Source organism: Candidatus Thermoplasmatota archaeon (genome assembly GCA_035540375.1).
In the GTDB taxonomy this organism is placed as follows: domain Archaea; phylum Thermoplasmatota; class SW-10-69-26; order JACQPN01; family JAJPHT01; genus DATLGO01.
In genome coordinates this window covers 23601-43331 of the sequence record DATLGO010000009.1, presented here as the reverse complement: position 1 = coordinate 43331, position 19731 = coordinate 23601, and the positions used below count along the sequence as shown (strand labels likewise).

Genomic DNA, 19731 nt, shown 5'->3' with positions numbered 1-19731 from the left:
GGGCCGAGGGCCGCGGCGGGGGCCGCGAGGAGGACGAGGGCCAGGGTGTACGTGAGGAGGGTCGCGCGCATGTCCGGGTCCCCGGGTCCCGATTGGGCCCTCCTTTTTTAGCCTTTCTTGTAGCGGGGCTCAGCCTCCGGCGGAGCTTATGAGGCGCGCGGGCCTTCGCGGGGCGTGCGCGTCGGGGTCGTCGGCGGGACCGGGCTCGGGAACCTCATGTCGGGCGAGCGCCTCCCGGTCGAGACCCCGTGGGGACCCGTCGACGTGGTCTTCGGCCGATCCGGCCGCCTCGAGACGGCCTTCGTGGCGCGCCACGGCGACCCCGCGCGGCCCCCGCACCGCGTCCGCTTCCGGGCGAACGTGTGGGCCCTCGCCGCGGCGAAGGTCGACCGCGTCGTGGCCGTGAACACCGTGGGCGCGCTCCACGCCACCATCCCCACGCCCTCGTTTTTCGTGCCGCACGATTTCGTGGACCTCTCGGGCCGCGCCGACGAGCGGACGTTCCACGACGAGCGGGCCGTGCACGTGGACCTCTCGGAGCCGTACTGCCCCGAGGTGAGGCGCGCGCTCGTCGCCGCGGCCTCGGACGCCGGCCTCGCGGCGCGCGGCCACGGCGTCTACGTCGCCTCCCCGGGCCCGCGACTCGAGACCCCCGCGGAGACGCGTTGGTACGCGACGCTCGGGGACGTCGTCGGGATGACCGGTTGCCCCGAGGCGGCGCTCGCGCGCGAGAAGGGCCTCTGCTACGCGTCGCTCTGCCTCGTCACGAACCCGGCCCCCGGCGTCGCACCCGGCCCCGTGCGGGCGGTCGACATCGCGGCCTCGGCGAAGGCGCTTGCGGACGCGGTCGGGAAGGCGCTCGCGAGGGCCCTCGGGGAGATCCCGGAGCGCAAGGCGTGCCGCTGCGGGGAAGCGCTCGCGGCGGCGGGAATCTGACCTCGGCCGCCCGGCGGTCTTGCGTCTCCAGCCCATGTCGAGGAGGGGCGGCGCCGCTCCGGGACCCCCGAGCGCCGCGTCGAGGCTGGCGCACGTGGGCGCCCGCCCGCTTGAACCTGTCCGGGTGGCGTCGGATCGAAGATTGGGGTCGGGCGTCCTCACCGCCCGCACAGATTTAAATACGGTCACCCGGCTGATGCGTTGCACGCGGAGGTCCCTGGCAGTGTACGTCATCCTCGGCTGCGGCTCCGTCGGCTACCAGACGGCGAAGCTGCTGAAAAGCCGGGACAAGGAGATCCTCATCATCGACAAGAACCGGAAACGGGTCGAGGATCTCCGGGACTCCGAGATGGAGGCCGTCGTCGGGGACATGGACCAGCTCGGCGAGTTCCGGGAGGAGCTCGCGAGCGCGACCGCGATCCTCCTCATGTCGAGCAACATGGAGGGCAACCTCCAGGCGCTCAAGTACGTCAAGAGCGAGATGCCGAAGTCCATGGTCATCGTCCGCGCCCTCGACCCCGTGAGCGCGGACGCCTTCACGAAGGCGGGCGCGGACCGGGTCATCCAGCCCTCGGACGTCATCGCCCGGTCGGTGCTCCGGGAGCTCCAGGAATACGAGGTCCAGCGCGCGGGCAACGCGCTCACGGACATCATCCAGTCGGCGAAGAGCATCGCCATCTTCATCCAGTCCAACCCGGACCCCGACGCCCTCGGGTCGGGCCTCGCGCTCCAGACGATCTGCGAGCACTACGACGTCCCCGCGACGATCTACTACGGCGGCAACATCGGCCACCAGGAGAACCGCGCCTTCGTGAACCTGCTCGACCTCGAGCTCACGCAGGTCGGGCCGCGCGACGACGTCCTCGAGATCGTGAACGCGCACGACAAGGTCGCGCTCGTCGAGGCCTCGCTTCCCGGCAAGAACAACATCCTCCCGCCCGAGGTCGTGCCGAACATCGTGTTCGACCACCATCAGATCGAGGAGGAGGAGATCGTCGCAGACTTCGCGGACGTGCGCGTCGGCATCGGCGCGACGAGCACCATCCTCACGAAGTACCTGCAGCAGCTCGGCATCCCCGTCTCGCCGAAGCTCGCGGTCGCGCTCCTCTACGGTATCCGCACCGACACGAAGGACTACACGCGCGGCGCGACGGCCGAGGACATGATGGCCGCGACGTTCCTCTCCTCGTACGCGGACATGGACCTGCTCGAGAAGATCGAGAACCCGCCGATGGCGGCCGAGACCGTGGACGTGCTCGGCAAGGCCGTCCGCAACCGCGAGAGCTACGGCTCGACCCTCATCACGAGCGTCGAGTTCATCCGCGACCGCGACACCCTGCCCCAGGCCGCGGACTTCCTCCTCGGCCTCGAAGGCATCTCCACGGTCATCGTCTTCGGCATCGTCGAGGACGTCATCCACATCAGCGCGCGCACGAACGACGTGCGCGTGAACCTCGGCGAGGCCCTGGAAAAGGCCTTCGGCAAGCAGTCCGCGGGCGGCCACGCGAAGATGGCGGGCGGCCAGATCAAGCTCGGCATCTTCGGGGACGTGGACGAGCGCGAGGCGCTCCTCAAGCTCGCCGAGGACGCCGTCCGCAAGCAGGTGCTCGCGGTCCTCGGTCTCGAGGAGAAGCGCGATGCGGAAGAGGAATAGCGCCTCAAGGGACCGGTCCGTGAACGGGCCGCGATAGCCCAACAATATGACCCAAACGCTTTTCTTCGGCGCGCCTTTTGCCCGCCCGCATGCTCGGCAACTCCAAGCTCGCCCTCGTCGGCGTCCTCGCGCTCGCGCTCCTTGCGGTCCCCACGGCCGCCGCGGAGAACAAGATGTTCGTGACCGAGGCCCTCGAGGCCAACTGCCCCGTCGGGACGTTCTGCTGGAAGCCAGCCACCTTCACGGCGAGGGTCGGCGACAACGTGACCCTCGAATGGGTCCAGGCGAACGGCAGCATCCAGCCCCACAACCTCCACATCAAGGCCCCCGTGAACGAGAAGACGCCGATCACGACGACGCCCGAGAACGCCTCCATCACCTTCACGCCCACGAAGACGGGCGAGATCCAGTTCATCTGCGACGTCCACCCGACGATGGTCGGGAAGATCGTCGTCCAGAGCGCGAACGGAACGGGCGACGAGACCCCCACGGCCCCGACGCGCACGCCGGGCTTCGAGGTCGCTCTCCTCGCCGCGGGCGCCCTCGCGGTCGCGGTCGTGCTGCGCCGCCGCGGCTGATCCGGGGACCGTTCGATCCCGGGCGCCCGCCGGCCTTGCCGGTAGGCGCCACCCTCAAGCATCGCGAGGCGCGCCGCGCACCCATGCGCGGCGTCCTCGCCCTCCTCCTTCTCGCCACCCTGATCGCCCCCACCGTCCACGCGGAAGACCGTCGCATCACGGTCCTCGCGAAGGAGACGGGATGCCCGGGCGGCGCGCCCTACTGCTGGGAGCCCCAGAACATCACCGTGAACGTCGGCGACAACGTCACCCTCGTGTACAAGGACGAGGCGACCAACTTCATGTCGCACAACCTCGCGGTCCTCGGGTACGTGAACGAGAGCACCCCGATCCGCGACCCCGGCGGCGCCCAGGCGAACGACACGATCACCTTCACGGCGACGGAGGCCGGCGAGATCCCGTTCATCTGCGACGTGCATCCGCAGATGAAGGGGACGATCGTCGTCGCCTCGGAAGCGACGAACGCGCCGACGCCCGCGCCGGGCCTCGCGCTCCTTGCGGCGGGCGGCGCGCTCGCGGCCCTCCTCGCGCGTCGGATTCAAATGCGGTGACGGCCGTCGGGGGCCCGTGAGCCCCCGGATCGTGGTTCCCGCCCTCGCGCTCGCCCTCGTCGCCCTCGCGCCCGCGGCATCCGCCGCCGAGCGCGCCGTCGACCTCGAGCCGCGCGAGTCCGGGTGCGATCGCGCCGGCTTCTGCTGGTCCGCGACGAACATCACGGTCGACGTCGGCGACCGCGTCGTCCTCCGGTTCGCGAACCCCGCCTCGAACGCGGCCCCGCACAGCCTCCGCGTCCAGGGCGACGTGAACCAGGGGACGCCCGTGCGCCTGCCCGGCGAATCGCGCCCGACCGACGTTGTCGCGTTCAACGCGACCGCCGCCGGCGTCGTCCCTTTCGTTTGCGAAGTGCACAGCGGCATGCGCGGCGGGGTCTACGTGAAGCCGCTCCCCGACCCCGCTAACGAGCCCCCGCGCCCCTTCATCCCGGCGCCGGCCCTCGTCGCGGCCCTCGCCGCGCTCGCGCTCGCCGCGCGCCCGTGGCGCCGAAGGTGAGGTTTAAGGCGATCCAGGGGGTTCGCGCGCCGTGCGCCCGGTTCTCCTTGCGCTCGCCCTCGTTCTCCTGGCCCCCACCGCGCTCGCCGCGGTGAAGGCCGACGCCCTCACGCTCGCCCCGGGGACGAGCGAGACCGTGACCGTGAGCCTCGGAAAGGGCCAGAAGGTGGCCTGGTCCTATCTCGTCAAGGAGCCTCGCTATTACGAGGTCTTCCTCACGATCCAGACGGCGGGTCCGAACGCGACCACGATCTTCCCCCCCGCGCGCGAGAACGCCCGCGACGGGACGTTCGAGGCTCCCGTGACCGGCGCCTACCGGTTCACCTTCGAGAATCCCAACACGCGGACCATCGAGCTCGAATACCGCGTCGAGCACGCCGCCCCGGGCGAGCTGCCCGGCCCCGGCTTCGCGGGGGTCCTCGCGGTCCTCGCCCTCGGCGCGCTGCTCTTCACCTTCGGCCGCCGCGAATGAGGGTTTCGCGTCTCTTTCAGAAGTGTCTTGAACCGCGACACGGGTGACGGCCCCGTGCAGCCGACCGGGGCGATCGACCGCTGGGACGAGACGGAGGACGAGCCCACCGTGTCCTTCAGCGGCGAGGAGATCCTCCACCTCGCGCTGAGCGTCGCGGTGCTCTCGGTGGCCTTCACGTTCGCCCTCTCCGGCACCGCGCTTGCGATCGACGGCAAGCTCGACGAGTCCACGCTCCTCGCGATCCTCCCCTATGCGGTGGGCATCGTCATCACGTCGTTCGTGCTCCACGAGCTCGCGCACAAGGTCGTCGCCCAGCGCCGCTACATGTGGGCGGAGTTCCGCGCGAGCTGGACCAACCTCCTCGTGGGACTTCTCGTGAGCATGGGCCTCGGCGTCGTGTTCGCGGCGCCGGGCGCGGTCCACATCTACGGCCAGGCGACCCGACGGGACTCGGGCGTCATCAGCATCGTGGGTCCCGCCCTCAACCTCGGCCTCGCGCTCATCGCGCTTCCGATGTTCCTCTTCACGCCCGAGCTCTGCGTCGCCCGCCACGCGAACCTCTGGCAGGTCGTCGTGTTCGTGAACGTCTTCCTCGCGGGCTTCAACATGCTCCCCATCCCGCCGCTCGACGGGAGCAAGGTGTGGGCCTGGAGCAAGCTCGCGTACCTCAGCACGCTCCTCGTCATCGCGGCCTTTGCCTACGTCGTCTTCGATCCAAGCGTCGTGCCGGGCGTGAGCCCCGCGACGGGGTGCTGACGTGCGGGCGGCCGTCGTCGCCGCGCTCCTCTCGACCGTCGCCCTCGCGGGCTGCGCCGCGCCCGCCGCGGACGCGACCGAAGGTCGTTTTCTCGTCGTCGCGGTCAAACCCGGGACCGCGGCGCGGGCGCTCGAAACGTCGGGCCTTCCCGCCGCGCTCGTGGAAGACCTCAACGCGAACCTCCGCCTCGCGCGCGACGTCGAGGTCGCGGCCGCGGACTGCGGAGAGGCGAACGCGTTCTACGATCCCGAGACGCGGCGCATCACGATGTGCCACGATCTCCTCGAGCACGTGCGCGCGCTCTTCGAGGCCGCGGGCCACGACGATGCGAGCGCGGTCGAGAACGCCGTCAGGACGTGGACCTTCGTCTTCTTCCACGAAGCGGGACACGCGATCATCGACGTGAACGGGATTCCCGCCACGGGCCGCGAGGAGGACGCGGTCGACCAGCTGAGCGCCTTGATCGTGCTCGCGGAGGAGGGCGGCGAGGGCGTCGCGCTCTCCGCCGCCGAATGGTTCGCGCTCGAGGCCGGGTCCGCGGACCCGGACGAGGCCTCCTTCGCCGACGCGCACAGCCTCGACGCGCAGCGCTTCCACAACATCCTCTGCTGGGTCTACGGGAGCGATCCCGACCGCTTCGCCGATCTCGCGGGCGGCGACGGGCTTACCGCGGAGCGCGCCGAAGGCTGCCCCGAGGAGTACGCGCGGATGCGCGCCGCGTGGGACGCGCTTCTTGGCCCCTGGTGGAAGGCCGCCTGATCAGGACCGCGTGGTCGCGAGGGAGAACGCGACCGTCGCGTCCTCGCCCTCGCTCGTGCCGGTCGAGCGCCCCTTCGCGCCCGCCTGCGTGGACCATTCCCCCGTCATGAGGTCGTAGGTGAGCGACAGGATGTGGCCCGACCCCGCGATGCGCATGGGCTGCGGGTTGCCCGCCACGTCGTAGAGCGCCGTGATGGTGACCTGCGTCGGGAGTCGCCCGGGCTCGGCCGTCGCGTCGTCCGAATCGGACGCGAACGTGATGCGGACGTCCGTCGAGGCGCCCACCTTCGCCGTGAAGGTCCGCGAATCCTGGCCGCTCTGGATGATGAACCGAACGTCGTCGCCAAGCGGGTTGCGCGGCGTCTTCTGCGTGACGCGGTCGAGCGTGAGGCGCAGGCCGAGGTTCGCGAGCGGATCGGCGTCGATGCGGTCGGGCGTCGAGTCGCCGTCCGTGTCGCGCTTCGTCGGGTCGGTGCCCGCGGCCTTCTCGAGGTCGTCCGCGAGACCGTCGCTGTCGGTGTCGGGCACGCACGGGCTCGACTGGACGAACGTCGTGACGCCGCGCACGGTCACGTTCCAGCCGCCCGCCGCCTCCTCGCCGTCGCCGAGGCCGTCGACGAGGGGGCGGTCGCTGTTGTGCTGGGTGGGATTGAGGCCGTCTCCGCCCTCGCAGATGGAGGCCTCGCCGAGGAACGTCGTCGGGTCGTCGCGCGCGGTATGGATGCCCGCCGCGACGAGCCGGGCGTGGAGGTCGGTGCCCGGTTGTGCGGTGATGCTGCGGCCGTCGAGGAGGCCGTCGCCGTCCGTGTCGAGGCTCCGGGGGTCCGTGCCAAGGAGGAACTCGTCGCGGTCGCTCAAGCCGTCGCCGTCCGTATCCGCGAGCTTGGGGTCGCTCGTGACCTCGAGGGTCGTTTCGCCGTCCGGCCGGAGCACGGAGATGCTTCGCGGCGACACCTCGACCTCGTCGGGGAGTCGGTCGCCATCGGAGTCAAGCGGCTCGCCCGTCGGCGACGCGCAGCCCGCGAGCGTGGAGGCGACCAGGACGAGGCCGAGGGCGAGCGCGCGCGACATGCGGCGCCCACGCATGGAATGCGCCATAAACGTTGCTCATTCGATGCGGATCCAGTTCCAGGGGGGCGACCGGGCCGCCAGGCTCGGGTCGTTGCCGACCCCGTGGTTGCCCTTCGCATCGAGGTTGTCGAACTTGCTTTCGAAGGAATAGTATCCCGGGCCGCGGTTGAACACGGATCGCGGGATCTCGAGGCGGGTGAAATCCTTCTCGCCGCTCGTCTTGAGGGCGACCCGGTGCACGTATTCCCGCGTCGAGCCCGAGGTGTCTTCGCCGCGGTAGTAGACGTGGATCGTCAGATCGCCGTAGGCCATGATGCGATTGGAGGGGTCGCCGCCGGACTGGCGCGACAGCTGCAGGTCCACCGCGATCGTGCGCCGGTCCGTCGGGTAGGGATGCAGATACACGTATTCGACCCACTTGTCGACGCTGACGCGGGTCGTCGCGATCTCGCCGTCGTACCGCAGACGGACCTCGTACTGCCCGTTTCCCACGACGAAGAAGGAGTAGGGGAGGTAGAACGCGCCTTGCCGATCGCTCACCGGGAACGTCGCCCACATGCCGCCTGCGGGGTAGGCCGGCTTGCCGTTGTACAGGACCTGGAGCTCCGCTTGCGGCGGAGCAAGCCCGATGAGCCTGTGGGGGGCCGCGAAGAAAACGGTCATCCCGGAGGCTTCGCGCGGCGCGCTCGCCGCGACGACGGGCCGCTCGCCGCCTCCGCCCAGGCAGCCGGCGAAGGCCGGCGCGAGCGCGAGGAGCGCGACGAGGGCCGCTCGGGACAGCCTCGGTCCGTCCATGGTTTCGCGTCTCCTTGTGGAACGTTAAGCCTTGCTCAAGACCCCTTTCGGCCGCGCTTCTCGGCGCGCTTTGCCGCCTTTGCCGCCCGCTTCTCCGCCTTCTCGGCCTTGGCGCGCGCCTTGTCGAGCGTTTTCTTCGCCGCCGCGAGCTGCTTCTCCTTGGCCTTCGCGAGCTTCGCGAGGCGCTTCGATTCCTTCGCGTCGACCTTCGCCTGACGCTTCGCGTCCTTGCGGGCGACCTTGTCGGCCGCCTTCTGCGCCTTGCGGGTCGCGTGGAGCTGCTTCGCCTCCTCGCGCAGGCGCAGCTTCTCGGCCTTGCGGCGGAGCTTCTCGGCCTTCCGCATCTTCGCGCGGGTTGCGCGCAGCTCGCGGCGCTCCTCGCGGAGAAGCCTGCGCTCGTCGCGGCGGCGGGCCCGCATCTCGGCGCGGTACGCGCGGCGACGCTCGCGCCAGAGGGCGAGCTGCTCCGCCTTCCGGGCGCGCCACGCGGGCGGGTCGCGCTTCGCGAGGGCGGCGAGGAGGACGGCCTGGCGGGGCGTGGGACGCGGCTTGCGGGGTCGCCCCTTCTCGAGCGCCGCGAGGTCGCGGTCGCGCCATGCGCGGACAGTGAGCAGCGCGAGGGCGACGAGGGAGAGCGCGGCGAGCGGTCGCCAGAGGGCCGAAACGTAGGGTCCGTCGACCATGATGACGCTCGCGCCCGTGAAGGCCACCTCCGGTTCGTGGATCGATCGGGCGGAGACGCGGATGATCGCGGTCTCGCCGGGATGCCAGAGCTGTCCCGAAGGCGATTGGATCGTGAGGTTCACGAACGCGGACGATTTGCCTTCGATCACGACGCGGGGCGTGATCATCGCCTTCCAGCCCGGAGTGATGGAGACGTTGAGGAGGAACGTGTCGATGTACGTCCCCACGTTGTCGACCTGGACGAGATACGTGACGACCTTCTGCTGCTCGACGAACCTCGGGGGCGTCTTGATGAACACGTTCGCGAGCCGGAACGGCTCGAGGAACGCGTTCACGTGGACCTCCGCCGACTTCGTCCCGCCGTCGCTCGCGCGCATGGTCGCGACGACCTTCAGCGTGACGTGGTTGAGGGAGACCGGGCCGAGCGCCTGCACGATGAGGGTCGTCTCGCGGACCATGCCGCCCGAGGTGAAGACGGTCGTGTTGGTGAGCGCCGCCTCCCAGCCGTTCAGGGACGCATTGGCGGGGACGTTGACGAATTGGACCTCGAAGGTCGTCATGTGGGCGAAGCCGGGATCGCCCTGGAGGCTCGCCTCGGGCACGGCGTCGCGGCTCAGGTCCCGCATGACGAGACGCCAGCGGGCGTCGCCGAGGTACGGCACGAACTGGGGTGGATCGAGGACCTCGAGCGAGACCGCGACGAGCTCCTTCTGATACTGCGCCGAGGCGGGGGGCGCCCCCGCGACGAGGGTGGTCGTCGCGAGGACGATGGCGAGGACGATCGGGGCACGCCGCATGGGTCACCCCAGCGGCGACCCTACGCCGACCGGCGGCGGCCGCCGAGCGCGACCGCGACGAGGCCGAGGGCGATCACGAAGAACGCCGCGTCGGGGCCGGGCACGTAGAAGCCCTTGGTCGTCGTGAGGACCGAGAGCTGCGTCGAATCGCCGATCTTCGTCGCGTCCAGCGCGTAGTTCGAGCGGATCTTCATCGTGACCGCGCCGACCGAGTTCATGTAGCCGTTCTTGTACGGCGTCTGGATCGTGAGGAACACGTCCTGCTGCGTGGTCTTGCCGCCGCGCTGCTTGGACTCGAGGATGATCGGCTGGGGCGGGATGACTTCGAAGTTGTCCGGCTTGCTCACGATCTCGAAGAAGAGCTTCGTGTCCGCGTTGCCGAGGTTCTTGACCGTGATCGGGTAGGAGACCTGCTGCTGCGGCTTCGCGAGCTGGATCGTCTGCGTGATCTGGGCGTCGATCATCGAGAAGAAGTCCGCCGTGACCTGGAGGACTTCCGTCGCCTTGCTGCCCGCGATGTCCGAGTTCGGGAGCGCGGTCGCGGAGATCTTGATCTGGCCCGGCGTGAAGGCGGGCGCGTCGGCGAGCGTGTAGATGACGACGTTCGCCGAGAAGGTCTGCGTCACGGTCTGACCGGACGGCGTGCCGCCCGTGACCTGCAGCGTGGAGGGCGTCACCGAGGCGACCGCCCAGCCCGGCGCGTCGTCGACCTTGAGGTCGATCTGCGTCGGGACGAGCGCGACGCCGCCGGAGAAGTAGGTGTAGGTGCCGGTGATCTTGGCCGTCGCGACACCCGAGAGGGGCTTGATCGGCGCGTCGACCGGCGTGATCAGGAGGCTGATGCGCGACTCGGCCGGCTGCGCGGGCAGCGCCTGCGCCGCCGCCGTCGGGACCATCGAGGACAGGGCGGCCACAAGCAGCAGCCCCGCAAGGGCGATCGATTTGAACGTGTGGGTCATCACAACCTCTCCTGAGCTTTCACCGGAGTCCATGTTCGCTACTTAACCGTTCGGATTGCGACCGCGTGTCGTTTCGCGGCGCCCGGTCACGATGCCGAGCCGGTTGCCCCCGCTTCGGGGGATGGCGGGAAGTACCGTGGTGCGCATATAAGCGTATTGGATACCGTCTTTCATCGGGGCGAAGGGGGCGGCCAAGGCGTGCGGAACCGTCGGGCCGGAGGCGCCGGACGCGGCCGTCGGCGACGCGGCGCCCGCGCAGGACCGCGCGCGCATGGACCCGCCGCGCGGGTCGGAAAAGCGGACCGCGCGACGCGCGCGGCCGGAGTGCGGAGGCACGGATTTGAACCGTGGAACACCTACGTGACTAGCCCCTCAAGCTAGCGCCGTTGGCCAGGCTTGGCTACCTCCGCGGAGGACCGTCCCGGGCTGCCGCGCGCCAAGCGCCTCGGCCCCGGGGGCATCCCGACAAAGCTGTTCCCCTATTTGAGAGTGAGCACCCAGAGCGAGCCTCCTTGCGCGCCGGTCTCGTCGATGGCGAGCACGGAACCGCGGCGACCGGTTTCGGGACCGGGCGTCGGGTGCCGGGTGCCGGGAGCGGGCGCCGGGACCGGGCGTCGGGCGCCGGGACCGGGATCGGGCGTCGGGTCCGGGTGCCGGGCGTCGGGTCCGGGTCCGGGACCGGGTCCGGGACCGGGTCCGGGACCGCAGCCGGTATTCGCGCTCAGGTTCGGAAGCTTGAACGGCGCGAAGGGCGCCCCACGGGGGCCCCACACGCCCGCTCGAGAAGAGCCGGAGAACCGGAGCACCGTTCGAGAAGAAAACGCGGGTCTCGGCGGGCGTCCAGGGGCCAAGCCCCTGGCGTTGGGGGTGGGCCGCGGCGATACGCCGCCGCGGCGAGCCCGACCCGCAGGTCGGGCGAACGTCCAGAGGAGGGGCGCGCGCCGAAGGTCCCGCCGCAGCGGGACCTTCGGTGTGAAACGCGCGCCACGGAGTGCACCGCTGAAGGCCCCGAACCCCGATCGTCTAAACCATCAATCCCGGATCGGTGGCGACCGCAAAGCCCAGGACGGCGACGACGCCGAGCGTCACGACCGGCATGAAAGGGTAGACGTTGCGGCCGCGCGCGAGGAGCGGGCCCAAAGGCCAGCTCAGGACCTTCATCACCATGAAGAAGAGGAGGATGAGGAGCGGCGAGAGGAGCGCGGCCGCCGCCGCGCACGCGGCGACGTCCGCGGGCGCGAGGCGGAACACGAGGCCGACGCGCTGCCAGCTGAGGAGCGAGAGCAGGATCACGAGGCCCCATTTCACGAGGAACGGCGCGTCGGGGCGCCAGTTCGCGTTCGCGAGGTCGAGGATGAACAGGATGACCGCGACCGCGATCCACACGTCCATGAACTCGCGCTGCGCGCTCAGGTGCTTGAGGTCGCTCACGCTCGCGACGACGAAGGAGCCGAGGAGGAAGAAGAGGCCGTAGACCTCGTATTGGCTGAGCTCCAGCGCGACGAACGGCGACGCGTCGACCAACGCGGGGCCACGGCGGCCTCGCGTCTTAAGGAGCGCGGAACGCGTCGCGCGCGCAAGGCTTGCGCTGGATCATCGGATAGAAAGAAGGGTCCCGCCCTTGCGGGCGGGCGCGGACGTCGGCCTAGTTCAGGACGGGGGACGCCTTCGGCTTGAGGTCCGAGGCGTCGTTCTCGACCTGCTTCAGCTTGTCCATCAGGATGTGGATCGCGCGCTGGAGCGCGTCCTTCGCCGTGAGGGCGCCGTCCGTCTCGAGGAAGAAGACGAACTTGTTGTCCTCCGTCGAGAGCTTGACGCCCTCGAGCGCGTGGACGTCCTGGATGGCGCGGAGGTAGCGGTACGCCTTCTCCTCGTCGACGACCTTGAGCCTGCCGTCCACGACCTCGACGCTCCCTTCGGGCGCCGTGTCGCGGATGTGCTGCGCGACCGCGTCGGGAAGCGAGGCGTTCCCGATCTGCACGCGGCCGATCTCGCGGTAGCCGCACGCCGTCACGGGGTTCCACTTCGCGTGGCGCGTGCCCGTGCCGAGCACCGCGGCCGCTTCGAGCATGACGCGCTGGCCCTCGAGCAGCTTCACGATCGGGATCCGCTCGTCCGCGATGCGGAACTTCGGGTCCGTCGGGTTGAGGTCGCCGCTCGTGACCATCGCGGGGCCCTCCTTCGACAGGGTGTAGAGGACCGTGCAGCTCGCGCAGCCCTCGCCGCCGCACGACGGGCAGCCCTCGCGCGCGTTGAACGCGGCGAGGTCCGTCGGGATCGGCAGGAGGCCGAGGCGGTGCGCGACCATCTCGTCGAAGAGCGCGCTCGTGTTGTCGTAGATCGTGACGTCCTCGATCGCGAGCTTCGGGACCTCCGCTTGGAGGGTCCGGCGGAGCGCGTTCACGAAGGCCGTCGTCACGTCCTCGATCACGAACTCGAGGCGGTTGGGGGTGGAGGAGCGCAGGGCGATCTTCATGCTCACACCCTCCGCCCGCGCCGGCCGCCCTTCTTGCGGGTTCCGTCGTGGGGGATGGGCGTGACGTCCTCGATGCGGCCGATGCGCATGCCCGCGCGCGCGAGCGCGCGGATCGCGGCCTGGGCGCCGGGGCCCGGGCTCTTGCTCTTGTGGCCGCCGGGCGCGCGGACCTTGACGTGGAGGGAGTCGATGCCCTTCTCCTTCGCGGCCTCGGCGATGCGCTCCGCGGCCTTCATGGCGGCGTACGGGCCGCCCTCGTCCTTCGCGGCCTTGACGACCATGCCGCCCGTGCACTTCGTGATCGTCTCGGCGCCGGTCAGGTCCGTCACCGTGATGATGATGTTGTTGAACGAGGCGTAGATGTTGGCGATGCCCCACTTGCTGGTCATGCTTAGCCACCTCCCTGCGACTGGCCCTCACCGGCCGGTCGGCGACCGCCGCGGGGCTTCGAGCCGCCGCCGCGACCGCGACCGCCCGGGCCGCCGCGACCGCGGCCGCCGCCGCGACCGCCGCCACCGCGGCGCTCTTCGGGCGCCGGGGCGTCGCGCAGCTCCGGCGGCGCCTCGAACTTGGGGCGCACCGGGTGCTGCTCGTTCGTGAGCGGCGAGTTCGCGGTGTACTGGATGCCGCCCTCGTCCGCGCGGGGAAGGATCATCCCGGGGATCGTGACGCGGCTGCCGTTGATCGCGATGTGGCCGTGGATGATGAGCTGGCGCGCCTGGCTCGGCGTCGCCGCGAGGCCCTTCAGGTAGGCCTGCGTCTGGAGGCGGCGCACGAGGACGGCCTCGACGTTGAGCGAGAGGACGTCGTCGAGCGTCGCGTTCTCCTCGAGCATGCCCGCGCGGTAGAGGCGGGAGAGGAGACCGCGCGTCTCGCGGTTGACCTGCGGGTCGTCCAGGCGCTGCTTGCCCTGGAGGTCGCGGGCCTGGCCGCGGATGCTGCGGAGGAGCGAGCGGGCCTTCCAGACCTCGGTCTTGTTCTTGAGGCCGTACTTCTTGACGAGGTCGCGCTCTTCCTTGATGCGCTGCGCCTGCCACGGGTGGGACGGCGTTTCGTACTTCGGACGGGAGAATTTCGGGTCGCCCATGTCAGGTCACCTCACTTCTTGTCTCCGGCGGGCTGGGAGCCTTCCTTCTTCTTGATGACGCCCATCGTGAGACCCGTGCGGCCGTTCGAGCGGGAGCGCTGGCCGCGGACCTTCTGGCCCGAGCCGTGGCGGATGCCGCGGTAGCTCTGGATCTTCTTCAGCCGGTTGAGGTCGTCGCGGCGCTTGCCTTCGAGCTCCGAGCCGATGACGTGGAGGTCCTCGCCGGACTCGATCTCCTTCTGGCGGTTGAGCATCCACGTGGGCGCGATCTCCGCGAGCTGGTCCACGGCGCCCGCGAGGGCGTTGACCTGCTCGTCCGAGAGGTTGCCGACCTTCATGTAGCGCGGCACGCCGGCCTTCTCCGCGACGAGCGCCGCGGTCCGGATGCCGATGCCCTTCACGCCCGCAAGGCCGACCTCGACCTGGTCGTTGCCGTCCAGGTCGGTGTTGGCGATACGCACGATGTACTTGAAATCGTCCTTCTGGTCTGCCATGAGAATGGCCTCCGTCCGACTTCCGGGTCCGAGCCAAAGGGCTTGCCGGAAGGGCAGGGAGCAGCGTTCGGATGCGCGAAGCCCTATTTATACCGAACGCAGGCCCGGAGGCCGGTGACGCCCCGGGGGGAAGCCCCCGGGGGTCCCGATCAACGGCGTTCGCGCGGAAGGCGCGCGGGCGGGGTCGCGTCCGGCGTCCCGTCGAGGACCGGATCGTGCGCGGGCGTGCCGAACACGACCTGGCCCGGCGCGCTCGCGCTCAGGTTCGCGTGGAGCGGCGCGAGCATCCCGACGGAGGCGAAGAGCGAGGGGCCCGCCTGCTGCACGATCACGGCCGTGTCGCGGCGGCGCGAGTTCTCGTTCGTCGCGGAGGGGTTCCCGGCGCAGTCCTTCGTGCATCCGTCCGTGATCGCCATGTACGCGCGCCCTTCGGGCCCGACGTGCAGGTCGATGAAGTCGAGGAGGTTGCGGCAGGGGTTGCCGCCGCCCTTGAGCCACACGCAGCCGATCTGCACGGGGTCCTCGTCGGGCGTCACGCGGAGGTTCACGAACGTCGGGTCCGTCGCGTTCGCATCAAGGCTCCAGCCGAGGTACGCGTGCCAGCGCGTGTCCGCGGGCGCCTCGCTCGGGTCGCGCACGTCGGACGCGGTGCCGAGGTAGCCGAACGCGAGGCGGCCGTCGTCGCCGCTCGTGATGACGGTGAAGACCGCGCCCTTGACCTCGGGCGGGGACATCGTCCACGGCCCCTCCCACGTCTTGCCCTTGTCCTTCGAGCGGAGGAGCGTCGGGAGCGTCGTGTCGCCCTCGTACATGAGGTAGAGCGTGCCGTCGGGCGTGACCGTCACGTCCGGGTCGATGTTGCCGCCCCACGTGCCGGCCGTCGCGGGCGCCTTGCGGATCTCCCACGTCTGGCCGTTGTCCTCCGAGACCGCGACCTGCGGAACCGGGCAGAAGCGCGCCATCGGCACGTAGACGGTGCCGTCCTTCGCGACCGCGGGCGTGCCGTTCTGGGCGGAGCAGGCGTCCTGCCGCGTCGCGATCGGCTGGTCGATGGGGTACGTGAGGCCGCCGTCGTAGCTCACGGCGCAGTTCGTGGAGACGAGCTTGAAGTAGCAATAGTATACGACGTTCGGGTACACGGCCTTGATCGGCTGCGGACCCTTCGCCGAGGGCGGGCCGGTCGCCATGCGCTGGTGGTCGACGAGCGGGAGGCCGCAGCCCATCGGCTTCTCGAGCCACGTCTTGCCGTCGTCGTCGCTCCAGATGTGCTCGGAGCAGGTGAGGATGGGGAACATGAGGGGCGCGAAGATGCGGTCCGTGATCGGGTCGACCCACAGGTAGGGATCGTTGTTGCCGATGGGGTCCTGCGTGCTCACGGGAACGCCCGGCACCTGGGGCGGGTGGACGCTTCCGAACTCGTAAACCGACTTCCACGTCGCGCCGCCGTCCTCCGAGCGCATCACGTGGTCGTCCGCGGTGATGAAGACGGTGCCTTTCGAGGTCACGCCGACGTTCGGCTCCCCGCCGCGCTCGCCAAGCAGGAACTGGAGCGCCGAGGGCAGGGTTCCGTTGAAGCCCGCGGGAAGCGCGGGAAGGAGGCCCGTCCCGTTCAGCACCGTGAGACCCGCGGGGAGGGGGTCGCGTTCGACAATGCTCGGGGCGCCGGCGGGCGGGGCGCTCGCGCCGAGACACCCGGCGAGGGCGAGGGCGCTTGCGACGGCCAGGACGGCGAGGGGGCGGACGGCCATGCGCCGGTCACCCCGTTCGAGTCCATTTGGCCTTTGTGGTCAGCTTGCTGATCAGATCGGGAGCAGGGGGCGATGGGTCCGGGCCGCGAGGTCGGAGCGGGGATAGGTCTCGAACGTTCCGGTCGCATCGGCGCCCGCGAGGCCGCGCGCGTCGAGGACCACGAGCTGCTTCGTGCCGTTCGCGCGCCACGTGAGCTCGAGGACGTGCGACCCTGCGTCCGCGCGGTACGACTCGCGCGCGGCCAGGAGGCTCCCGCTCGCGCGGCCCTCGCAGTCGACGGCGCGCCGCGTCGTGCGCTCCTCGACGACGACGAGGCCGTTTGCGGCCGCCCGCTCGGTGCGCGCGGTCGTGACCGTCGCGACGGGCTCGCATCCCGCGGGCGCGTCCTCGCGGTGCGCGGCGTCCACGACGAAGGGCGGCGCGAGGACGAGCGCGACGAGGGCGCCAAGGACGATCACGGCGAGGCGCGGAACGCGGGGCATCGGGCCGCGCGACCTTCGCCCGGTGCAAGAGCGTTGTGGTGCGGCGGGCGATCCGTCACCCTTCAGAAACCCTTTAAGCGGGCGTCCGAATCCTGCACGCCCGAAGCCGGGATGGCCGAGCCTGGCCAATGGCGGCAGACTCAAGATCTGCTCCCGCAGGGGTTCGCCGGTTCAAATCCGGCTCCCGGCATCAAAGCGCGAGGTCGCCCTCGCGCAGCGCCTCGACGGGCGAGAGCCGCGCGGCGCGCCATGCGGGGACGACGCTCGCGAGGACGGCGACGGCCACGGGCGTCGCGACGACGAAGAGCGTGGTCGCGGGCGTCACGAGGAAGCGGATCTTCTCGGTGACGCCGAGCGGAAGTTCCGCCGCGACGTCGGCGGCGTCGAGCCACGCGATGCCGAGGTGGAGGAGCGCAAGGCCCGCGAGGCCCGCGGCGACGCCGACGACGAGGGCCTGCCGGAGGAAGAGGCCGAGGATGGTCGCGTCGGTCGCGCCGAGCGCCTTGAGCGTGCCGATCTCGCGCGTCTTGCGCTTCACCGTCGCGTCCATCGCGTAGAGGATCGCGACCGCCGCGAGGGCGAGCGTGACCGCGATCGCGGCGAGGGTCATGAGCGCCATCGCGTCGAAGACCGCGCCCACGAAGTAAAGGGCCCAGTCGTGCCACGTGTAGACGACGAAGCCGGGGTGGTCGCGCTCGAGCGTCGCGCGCACGTCGGCCCGCTCCATGCCGGCGGGCGCCTTCACGACGACGAGCGACGCCTCGCCGGGCGCGAAGCCGCGCAGCTCGTTTGCGGCGTCGAGCGGGATGTAGTACATGAGGAGGTCGTTGAACGGCAAGCCGGACGCGTAGACGCCGTGCACGCGGAAGATCGCGTTCACGCGCCGCTGCGGGTCGTCCGCGGTCGGGCTGTTGAAGAGCCCCACGAACTCGTCGCCGACCGAAAGCTTGCGGCTCTTCGCGGTGGCTTCGCCGACGAGGATCGGGTACGTGGGCATCGTCGGCGCGAGCGGGCCGCGGAAGGGCTCGAAGACGGCGGGGAACCAGAGGGGGATCGTGCGCTGCGCGACGGGCTCGACGCCCGCCGCGTACGAGCGGCCGGGCTCGAAGTAGGCGCCCGCGACGATCTTGTCCTGGAGGCTGAGGACGTCGTGGTCGCGGTCCACGTCGATGCCGTAGAGGATGCCCGCGTCGATGTCGGCCTCCTCGCCCTCGCCGAAGTAGACGAGCCCCTCCATGTTGGTGCGCAGGGACGCGTTCCATCCGGGCTTCTTCGCGATCGCGTCCGCGAGCCCCGCCGCGTCGGCGATCGCGGGCGCGCCCGCGACGGCGTCGCGGATCGACTGGCCCTGCGCCAGCAGCATCGCGTCGCCGCTGATCGTGTCGCGCACCGCGACCTGCACCTGCTGGTCGAGGTTCGCGCGGAATCCCTCCTGCAGGCCGTAGACCGCAAGCGCGATCGCGACGACCGCGACAATCACCGCGTAGAGCCCCGCGTGATCGGCGAGGTCGCCGCGCGCGAGGCGGCCCGCGGTGGGGCGACGGCTCGCGCGGCGCGACCGGCGCGGCGCGGCGGCGACGTCGCCGCGGCGCATCGCCTCGACGGGCGAGAGGCGCGCGACGCGCAGGGCCGGCACGATCGCGGCGACGAGCGCCGCGACGAGCGGGAGCGCAAGGGCGAGGGCGACTGCGTCCTGCGTCACAAGGAATCGGATCTCGAGCTTCGACCCGAGCATGCTCTCGACCGTGACGCCGGCCTTCGCGACCTCGCCCATGACGAGGTGGGCGATCGCGAGCCCGAGGCCGCCCGCGGCGAGGCCGACGAGCGCGGCCTGGTACAGGAAGACCCGCGCGACCGCGCCGTCCGTGGCGCCGAGGGCCTTGAGCGTGCCGATCTCGCGCGTCTTGCGCACGACGATGGAGTCCATCACGAACTTCACCGCGGTCGCGGAGAGGAGGAGCGCCGCCGCGACGGTCGTGTAGAGGATCGCGGTCGCGACGGCGCCGAGGTTGCCGGTCCAGAGCGTCTTGAGGTCGGAGGCCGTGTGCACGCCGCGCCCGGGCGAGGCGTCCTCCGCCGCGGCGACGAGCGCCTCGGGCGTCGATCCCGGCGCGGCTTTCGCGATCACGTAGTTCGCGGTCGCCGCGTTCCAGGCGCGCACCTCCTGGATGCTCTCGATCGGCGCGAAGTACATGAGTTCCTCGAACTTCGGCTGTCCGATCTGGTAGACCCCGATGACCTCGAAGAAGGGCGTCGCGAAGGAGCCCTGGTCGGGGCTCGTGAGCACGTTCGTGAGGAGGACGTCGCCGATCTCGACCCCGTAGAGCTCCTGCGTCGCTTTCCCGATGATGACCGGGTACGGCTTCTGCTGGCCCGTGTAGAATTGGGGGAACGAGACGCGCGGGTCGCCATAGCCCGTGACCGTCGGCTTGTTCTGGTGCTCGCGGCCCATGGGCGCGCCCATCGCGGCCTGCGTGTAGGTGCGGTTCGCGTCGAAGTAGGCGCCCTCGACGATGCGCTCGCGAAGCGTCGTCACGAGCGGGTCGCGGGCGACGTCCACGCCCCAGAAGGCGCCGCCGTCCACGGTGTAGCGGCCGTCCTTGAACGCGTGCGGATACATCGTCCCGTCCGCCGCCGCGCGCAGGACGGCCTCGTGTCCGTTCGCGCGGATGCGCTCCGCGATCGCGCCCGCGTCGTCCATCGGCGGCGCGCCCGTCATGAGGCGCCGCGCCTCGATCGGATGGACGGTGACGGTCGCGTCGCCGTACATGAGCTTCACCGTCTTCTCGTTGACGTGCTCCTGGTAGGCGTTCAGCGCGTTCTGCGTGGTGAAGACGGCCATCGCGAGCGCGACGATGAGCGTGATCGTGAGGTACACGCCCGCGTGCTCGCGGATCTCGCCGAACGCCAGCCTCGCGCTCGCGCCCACGC

At 70.6% G+C, this 19731-nt stretch carries 20 protein-coding genes and 2 tRNA genes; 9 read left to right on the top strand and 13 right to left on the bottom strand.

Features of this window, described 5'->3' with window-relative positions:
* Positions 1-174 precede the first annotated feature (174 nt).
* The 8 genes from VM889_01310 (at position 175) to VM889_01275 (ending at position 6206) form a co-directional block, all read left to right on the top strand.
* A complete protein-coding gene (locus VM889_01310; protein ID HVL47175.1) occupies positions 175-936 on the top strand; it encodes an MTAP family purine nucleoside phosphorylase in 762 nt (253 codons plus the stop codon).
* Positions 937-1159: 223 nt separating this feature from the next.
* Positions 1160-2590, top strand: coding sequence for a DHH family phosphoesterase (locus VM889_01305; protein HVL47174.1), 1431 nt, complete (start codon positions 1160-1162; stop codon positions 2588-2590).
* Positions 2591-2679: 89 nt separating this feature from the next.
* Positions 2680-3168, top strand: a complete 489-nt coding sequence (locus VM889_01300; protein ID HVL47173.1) for a cupredoxin domain-containing protein — start codon at positions 2680-2682, stop codon at positions 3166-3168.
* 83 nt (positions 3169-3251) lie between these two features.
* Positions 3252-3719 carry a cupredoxin domain-containing protein gene (locus VM889_01295; protein HVL47172.1) on the top strand — a complete coding sequence of 156 codons (468 nt, stop codon included), beginning with the start codon at positions 3252-3254 and terminating at the stop codon, positions 3717-3719.
* 16 nt (positions 3720-3735) lie between these two features.
* Entirely contained in the window at positions 3736-4218 is a 483-nt protein-coding gene (locus VM889_01290; GenBank protein HVL47171.1) for a hypothetical protein, read from the top strand.
* Positions 4219-4249: 31 nt separating this feature from the next.
* On the top strand, positions 4250-4690 hold the full coding sequence (locus VM889_01285) for an emp24/gp25L/p24 family protein (GenBank protein ID HVL47170.1): 441 nt from the start codon (positions 4250-4252) through the stop codon (positions 4688-4690).
* A 54-nt stretch (positions 4691-4744) separates the two neighbouring features.
* Positions 4745-5446 (top strand): site-2 protease family protein, encoded by a 702-nt coding sequence (locus tag VM889_01280; GenBank protein ID HVL47169.1) that lies wholly within the window; start codon positions 4745-4747, stop codon positions 5444-5446.
* 1 nt (position 5447) lies between these two features.
* Entirely contained in the window at positions 5448-6206 is a 759-nt protein-coding gene (locus tag VM889_01275) for a DUF4344 domain-containing metallopeptidase (GenBank protein HVL47168.1), read from the top strand.
* Here VM889_01275 and VM889_01270 read toward each other — a convergent pair whose 3' ends face one another.
* From VM889_01270 to VM889_01215, 12 genes are all read right to left on the bottom strand, one after another.
* Positions 6207-7277: a hypothetical protein gene (locus VM889_01270; GenBank protein ID HVL47167.1), complete on the bottom strand. Its 1071-nt coding sequence runs from the start codon at positions 7275-7277 to the stop codon at positions 6207-6209.
* Positions 7278-7313: 36 nt separating this feature from the next.
* Complete coding sequence (locus VM889_01265; protein ID HVL47166.1) at positions 7314-8072, bottom strand: hypothetical protein; 759 nt, start codon at positions 8070-8072, stop codon at positions 7314-7316.
* A gap of 35 nt (positions 8073-8107) precedes the next feature.
* A complete protein-coding gene (locus VM889_01260; GenBank protein ID HVL47165.1) occupies positions 8108-9553 on the bottom strand; it encodes a hypothetical protein in 1446 nt (481 codons plus the stop codon).
* A 20-nt stretch (positions 9554-9573) separates the two neighbouring features.
* Complete coding sequence (locus tag VM889_01255; protein HVL47164.1) at positions 9574-10512, bottom strand: hypothetical protein; 939 nt, start codon at positions 10510-10512, stop codon at positions 9574-9576.
* Positions 10513-10837: 325 nt separating this feature from the next.
* Positions 10838-10922, bottom strand: a tRNA-Leu gene (locus VM889_01250).
* 613 nt (positions 10923-11535) lie between these two features.
* Positions 11536-12036 (bottom strand): hypothetical protein, encoded by a 501-nt coding sequence (locus tag VM889_01245; GenBank protein HVL47163.1) that lies wholly within the window; start codon positions 12034-12036, stop codon positions 11536-11538.
* Positions 12037-12157: 121 nt separating this feature from the next.
* The gene (locus VM889_01240; GenBank protein HVL47162.1) at positions 12158-12988 is read right to left on the bottom strand and encodes a DNA-directed RNA polymerase subunit D; all 831 of its coding nucleotides are present in this window, start codon (positions 12986-12988) and stop codon (positions 12158-12160) included.
* Positions 12989-12990: 2 nt separating this feature from the next.
* Positions 12991-13377 (bottom strand): 30S ribosomal protein S11, encoded by a 387-nt coding sequence (locus VM889_01235; GenBank protein ID HVL47161.1) that lies wholly within the window; start codon positions 13375-13377, stop codon positions 12991-12993.
* 2 nt (positions 13378-13379) lie between these two features.
* Positions 13380-14075 carry a 30S ribosomal protein S4 gene (locus tag VM889_01230; GenBank protein HVL47160.1) on the bottom strand — a complete coding sequence of 232 codons (696 nt, stop codon included), beginning with the start codon at positions 14073-14075 and terminating at the stop codon, positions 13380-13382.
* Positions 14076-14086: 11 nt separating this feature from the next.
* A complete protein-coding gene (locus VM889_01225) occupies positions 14087-14569 on the bottom strand; it encodes a 30S ribosomal protein S13 (GenBank protein HVL47159.1) in 483 nt (160 codons plus the stop codon).
* A 149-nt stretch (positions 14570-14718) separates the two neighbouring features.
* Complete coding sequence (locus VM889_01220; protein ID HVL47158.1) at positions 14719-16317, bottom strand: sialidase family protein; 1599 nt, start codon at positions 16315-16317, stop codon at positions 14719-14721.
* A 51-nt stretch (positions 16318-16368) separates the two neighbouring features.
* Complete coding sequence (locus VM889_01215) at positions 16369-16800, bottom strand: hypothetical protein (protein HVL47157.1); 432 nt, start codon at positions 16798-16800, stop codon at positions 16369-16371.
* A 105-nt stretch (positions 16801-16905) separates the two neighbouring features.
* On the opposite strand from VM889_01215, the gene VM889_01210 reads away from it, so the two are divergent.
* Positions 16906-16990: transfer RNA gene (locus VM889_01210), tRNA-Leu, on the top strand.
* Here the strand turns inward: VM889_01210 and VM889_01205 are convergent.
* A complete protein-coding gene (locus VM889_01205) occupies positions 16991-19729 on the bottom strand; it encodes an FtsX-like permease family protein (GenBank protein ID HVL47156.1) in 2739 nt (912 codons plus the stop codon).
* Positions 19730-19731: the final 2 nt, after the last annotated feature.

What these genes read in the sequence shown, in the direction of transcription:
- VM889_01300 (HVL47173.1), top strand. Translation starts at nt 2,680, where the DNA reads ATGCTCGGCAACTCCAAGCTCGCCCTCGTCGGCGTCCTCGCGCTCGCG.
- VM889_01295 (HVL47172.1), top strand. Translation starts at nt 3,252, where the DNA reads ATGCGCGGCGTCCTCGCCCTCCTCCTTCTCGCCACCCTGATCGCCCCC.
- VM889_01270 (HVL47167.1), bottom strand. Translation starts at nt 7,277, where the DNA reads ATGTCGCGCGCGCTCGCCCTCGGCCTCGTCCTGGTCGCCTCCACGCTC.
- VM889_01265 (HVL47166.1), bottom strand. Translation starts at nt 8,072, where the DNA reads ATGGACGGACCGAGGCTGTCCCGAGCGGCCCTCGTCGCGCTCCTCGCG.
- VM889_01260 (HVL47165.1), bottom strand. Translation starts at nt 9,553, where the DNA reads ATGCGGCGTGCCCCGATCGTCCTCGCCATCGTCCTCGCGACGACCACC.
- VM889_01255 (HVL47164.1), bottom strand. Translation starts at nt 10,512, where the DNA reads ATGACCCACACGTTCAAATCGATCGCCCTTGCGGGGCTGCTGCTTGTG.
- VM889_01240 (HVL47162.1), bottom strand. Translation starts at nt 12,988, where the DNA reads ATGAAGATCGCCCTGCGCTCCTCCACCCCCAACCGCCTCGAGTTCGTG.
- VM889_01235 (HVL47161.1), bottom strand. Translation starts at nt 13,377, where the DNA reads ATGACCAGCAAGTGGGGCATCGCCAACATCTACGCCTCGTTCAACAAC.
- VM889_01230 (HVL47160.1), bottom strand. Translation starts at nt 14,075, where the DNA reads ATGGGCGACCCGAAATTCTCCCGTCCGAAGTACGAAACGCCGTCCCAC.
- VM889_01225 (HVL47159.1), bottom strand. Translation starts at nt 14,569, where the DNA reads ATGGCAGACCAGAAGGACGATTTCAAGTACATCGTGCGTATCGCCAAC.
- VM889_01220 (HVL47158.1), bottom strand. Translation starts at nt 16,317, where the DNA reads ATGGCCGTCCGCCCCCTCGCCGTCCTGGCCGTCGCAAGCGCCCTCGCC.
- VM889_01215 (HVL47157.1), bottom strand. Translation starts at nt 16,800, where the DNA reads ATGCCCCGCGTTCCGCGCCTCGCCGTGATCGTCCTTGGCGCCCTCGTC.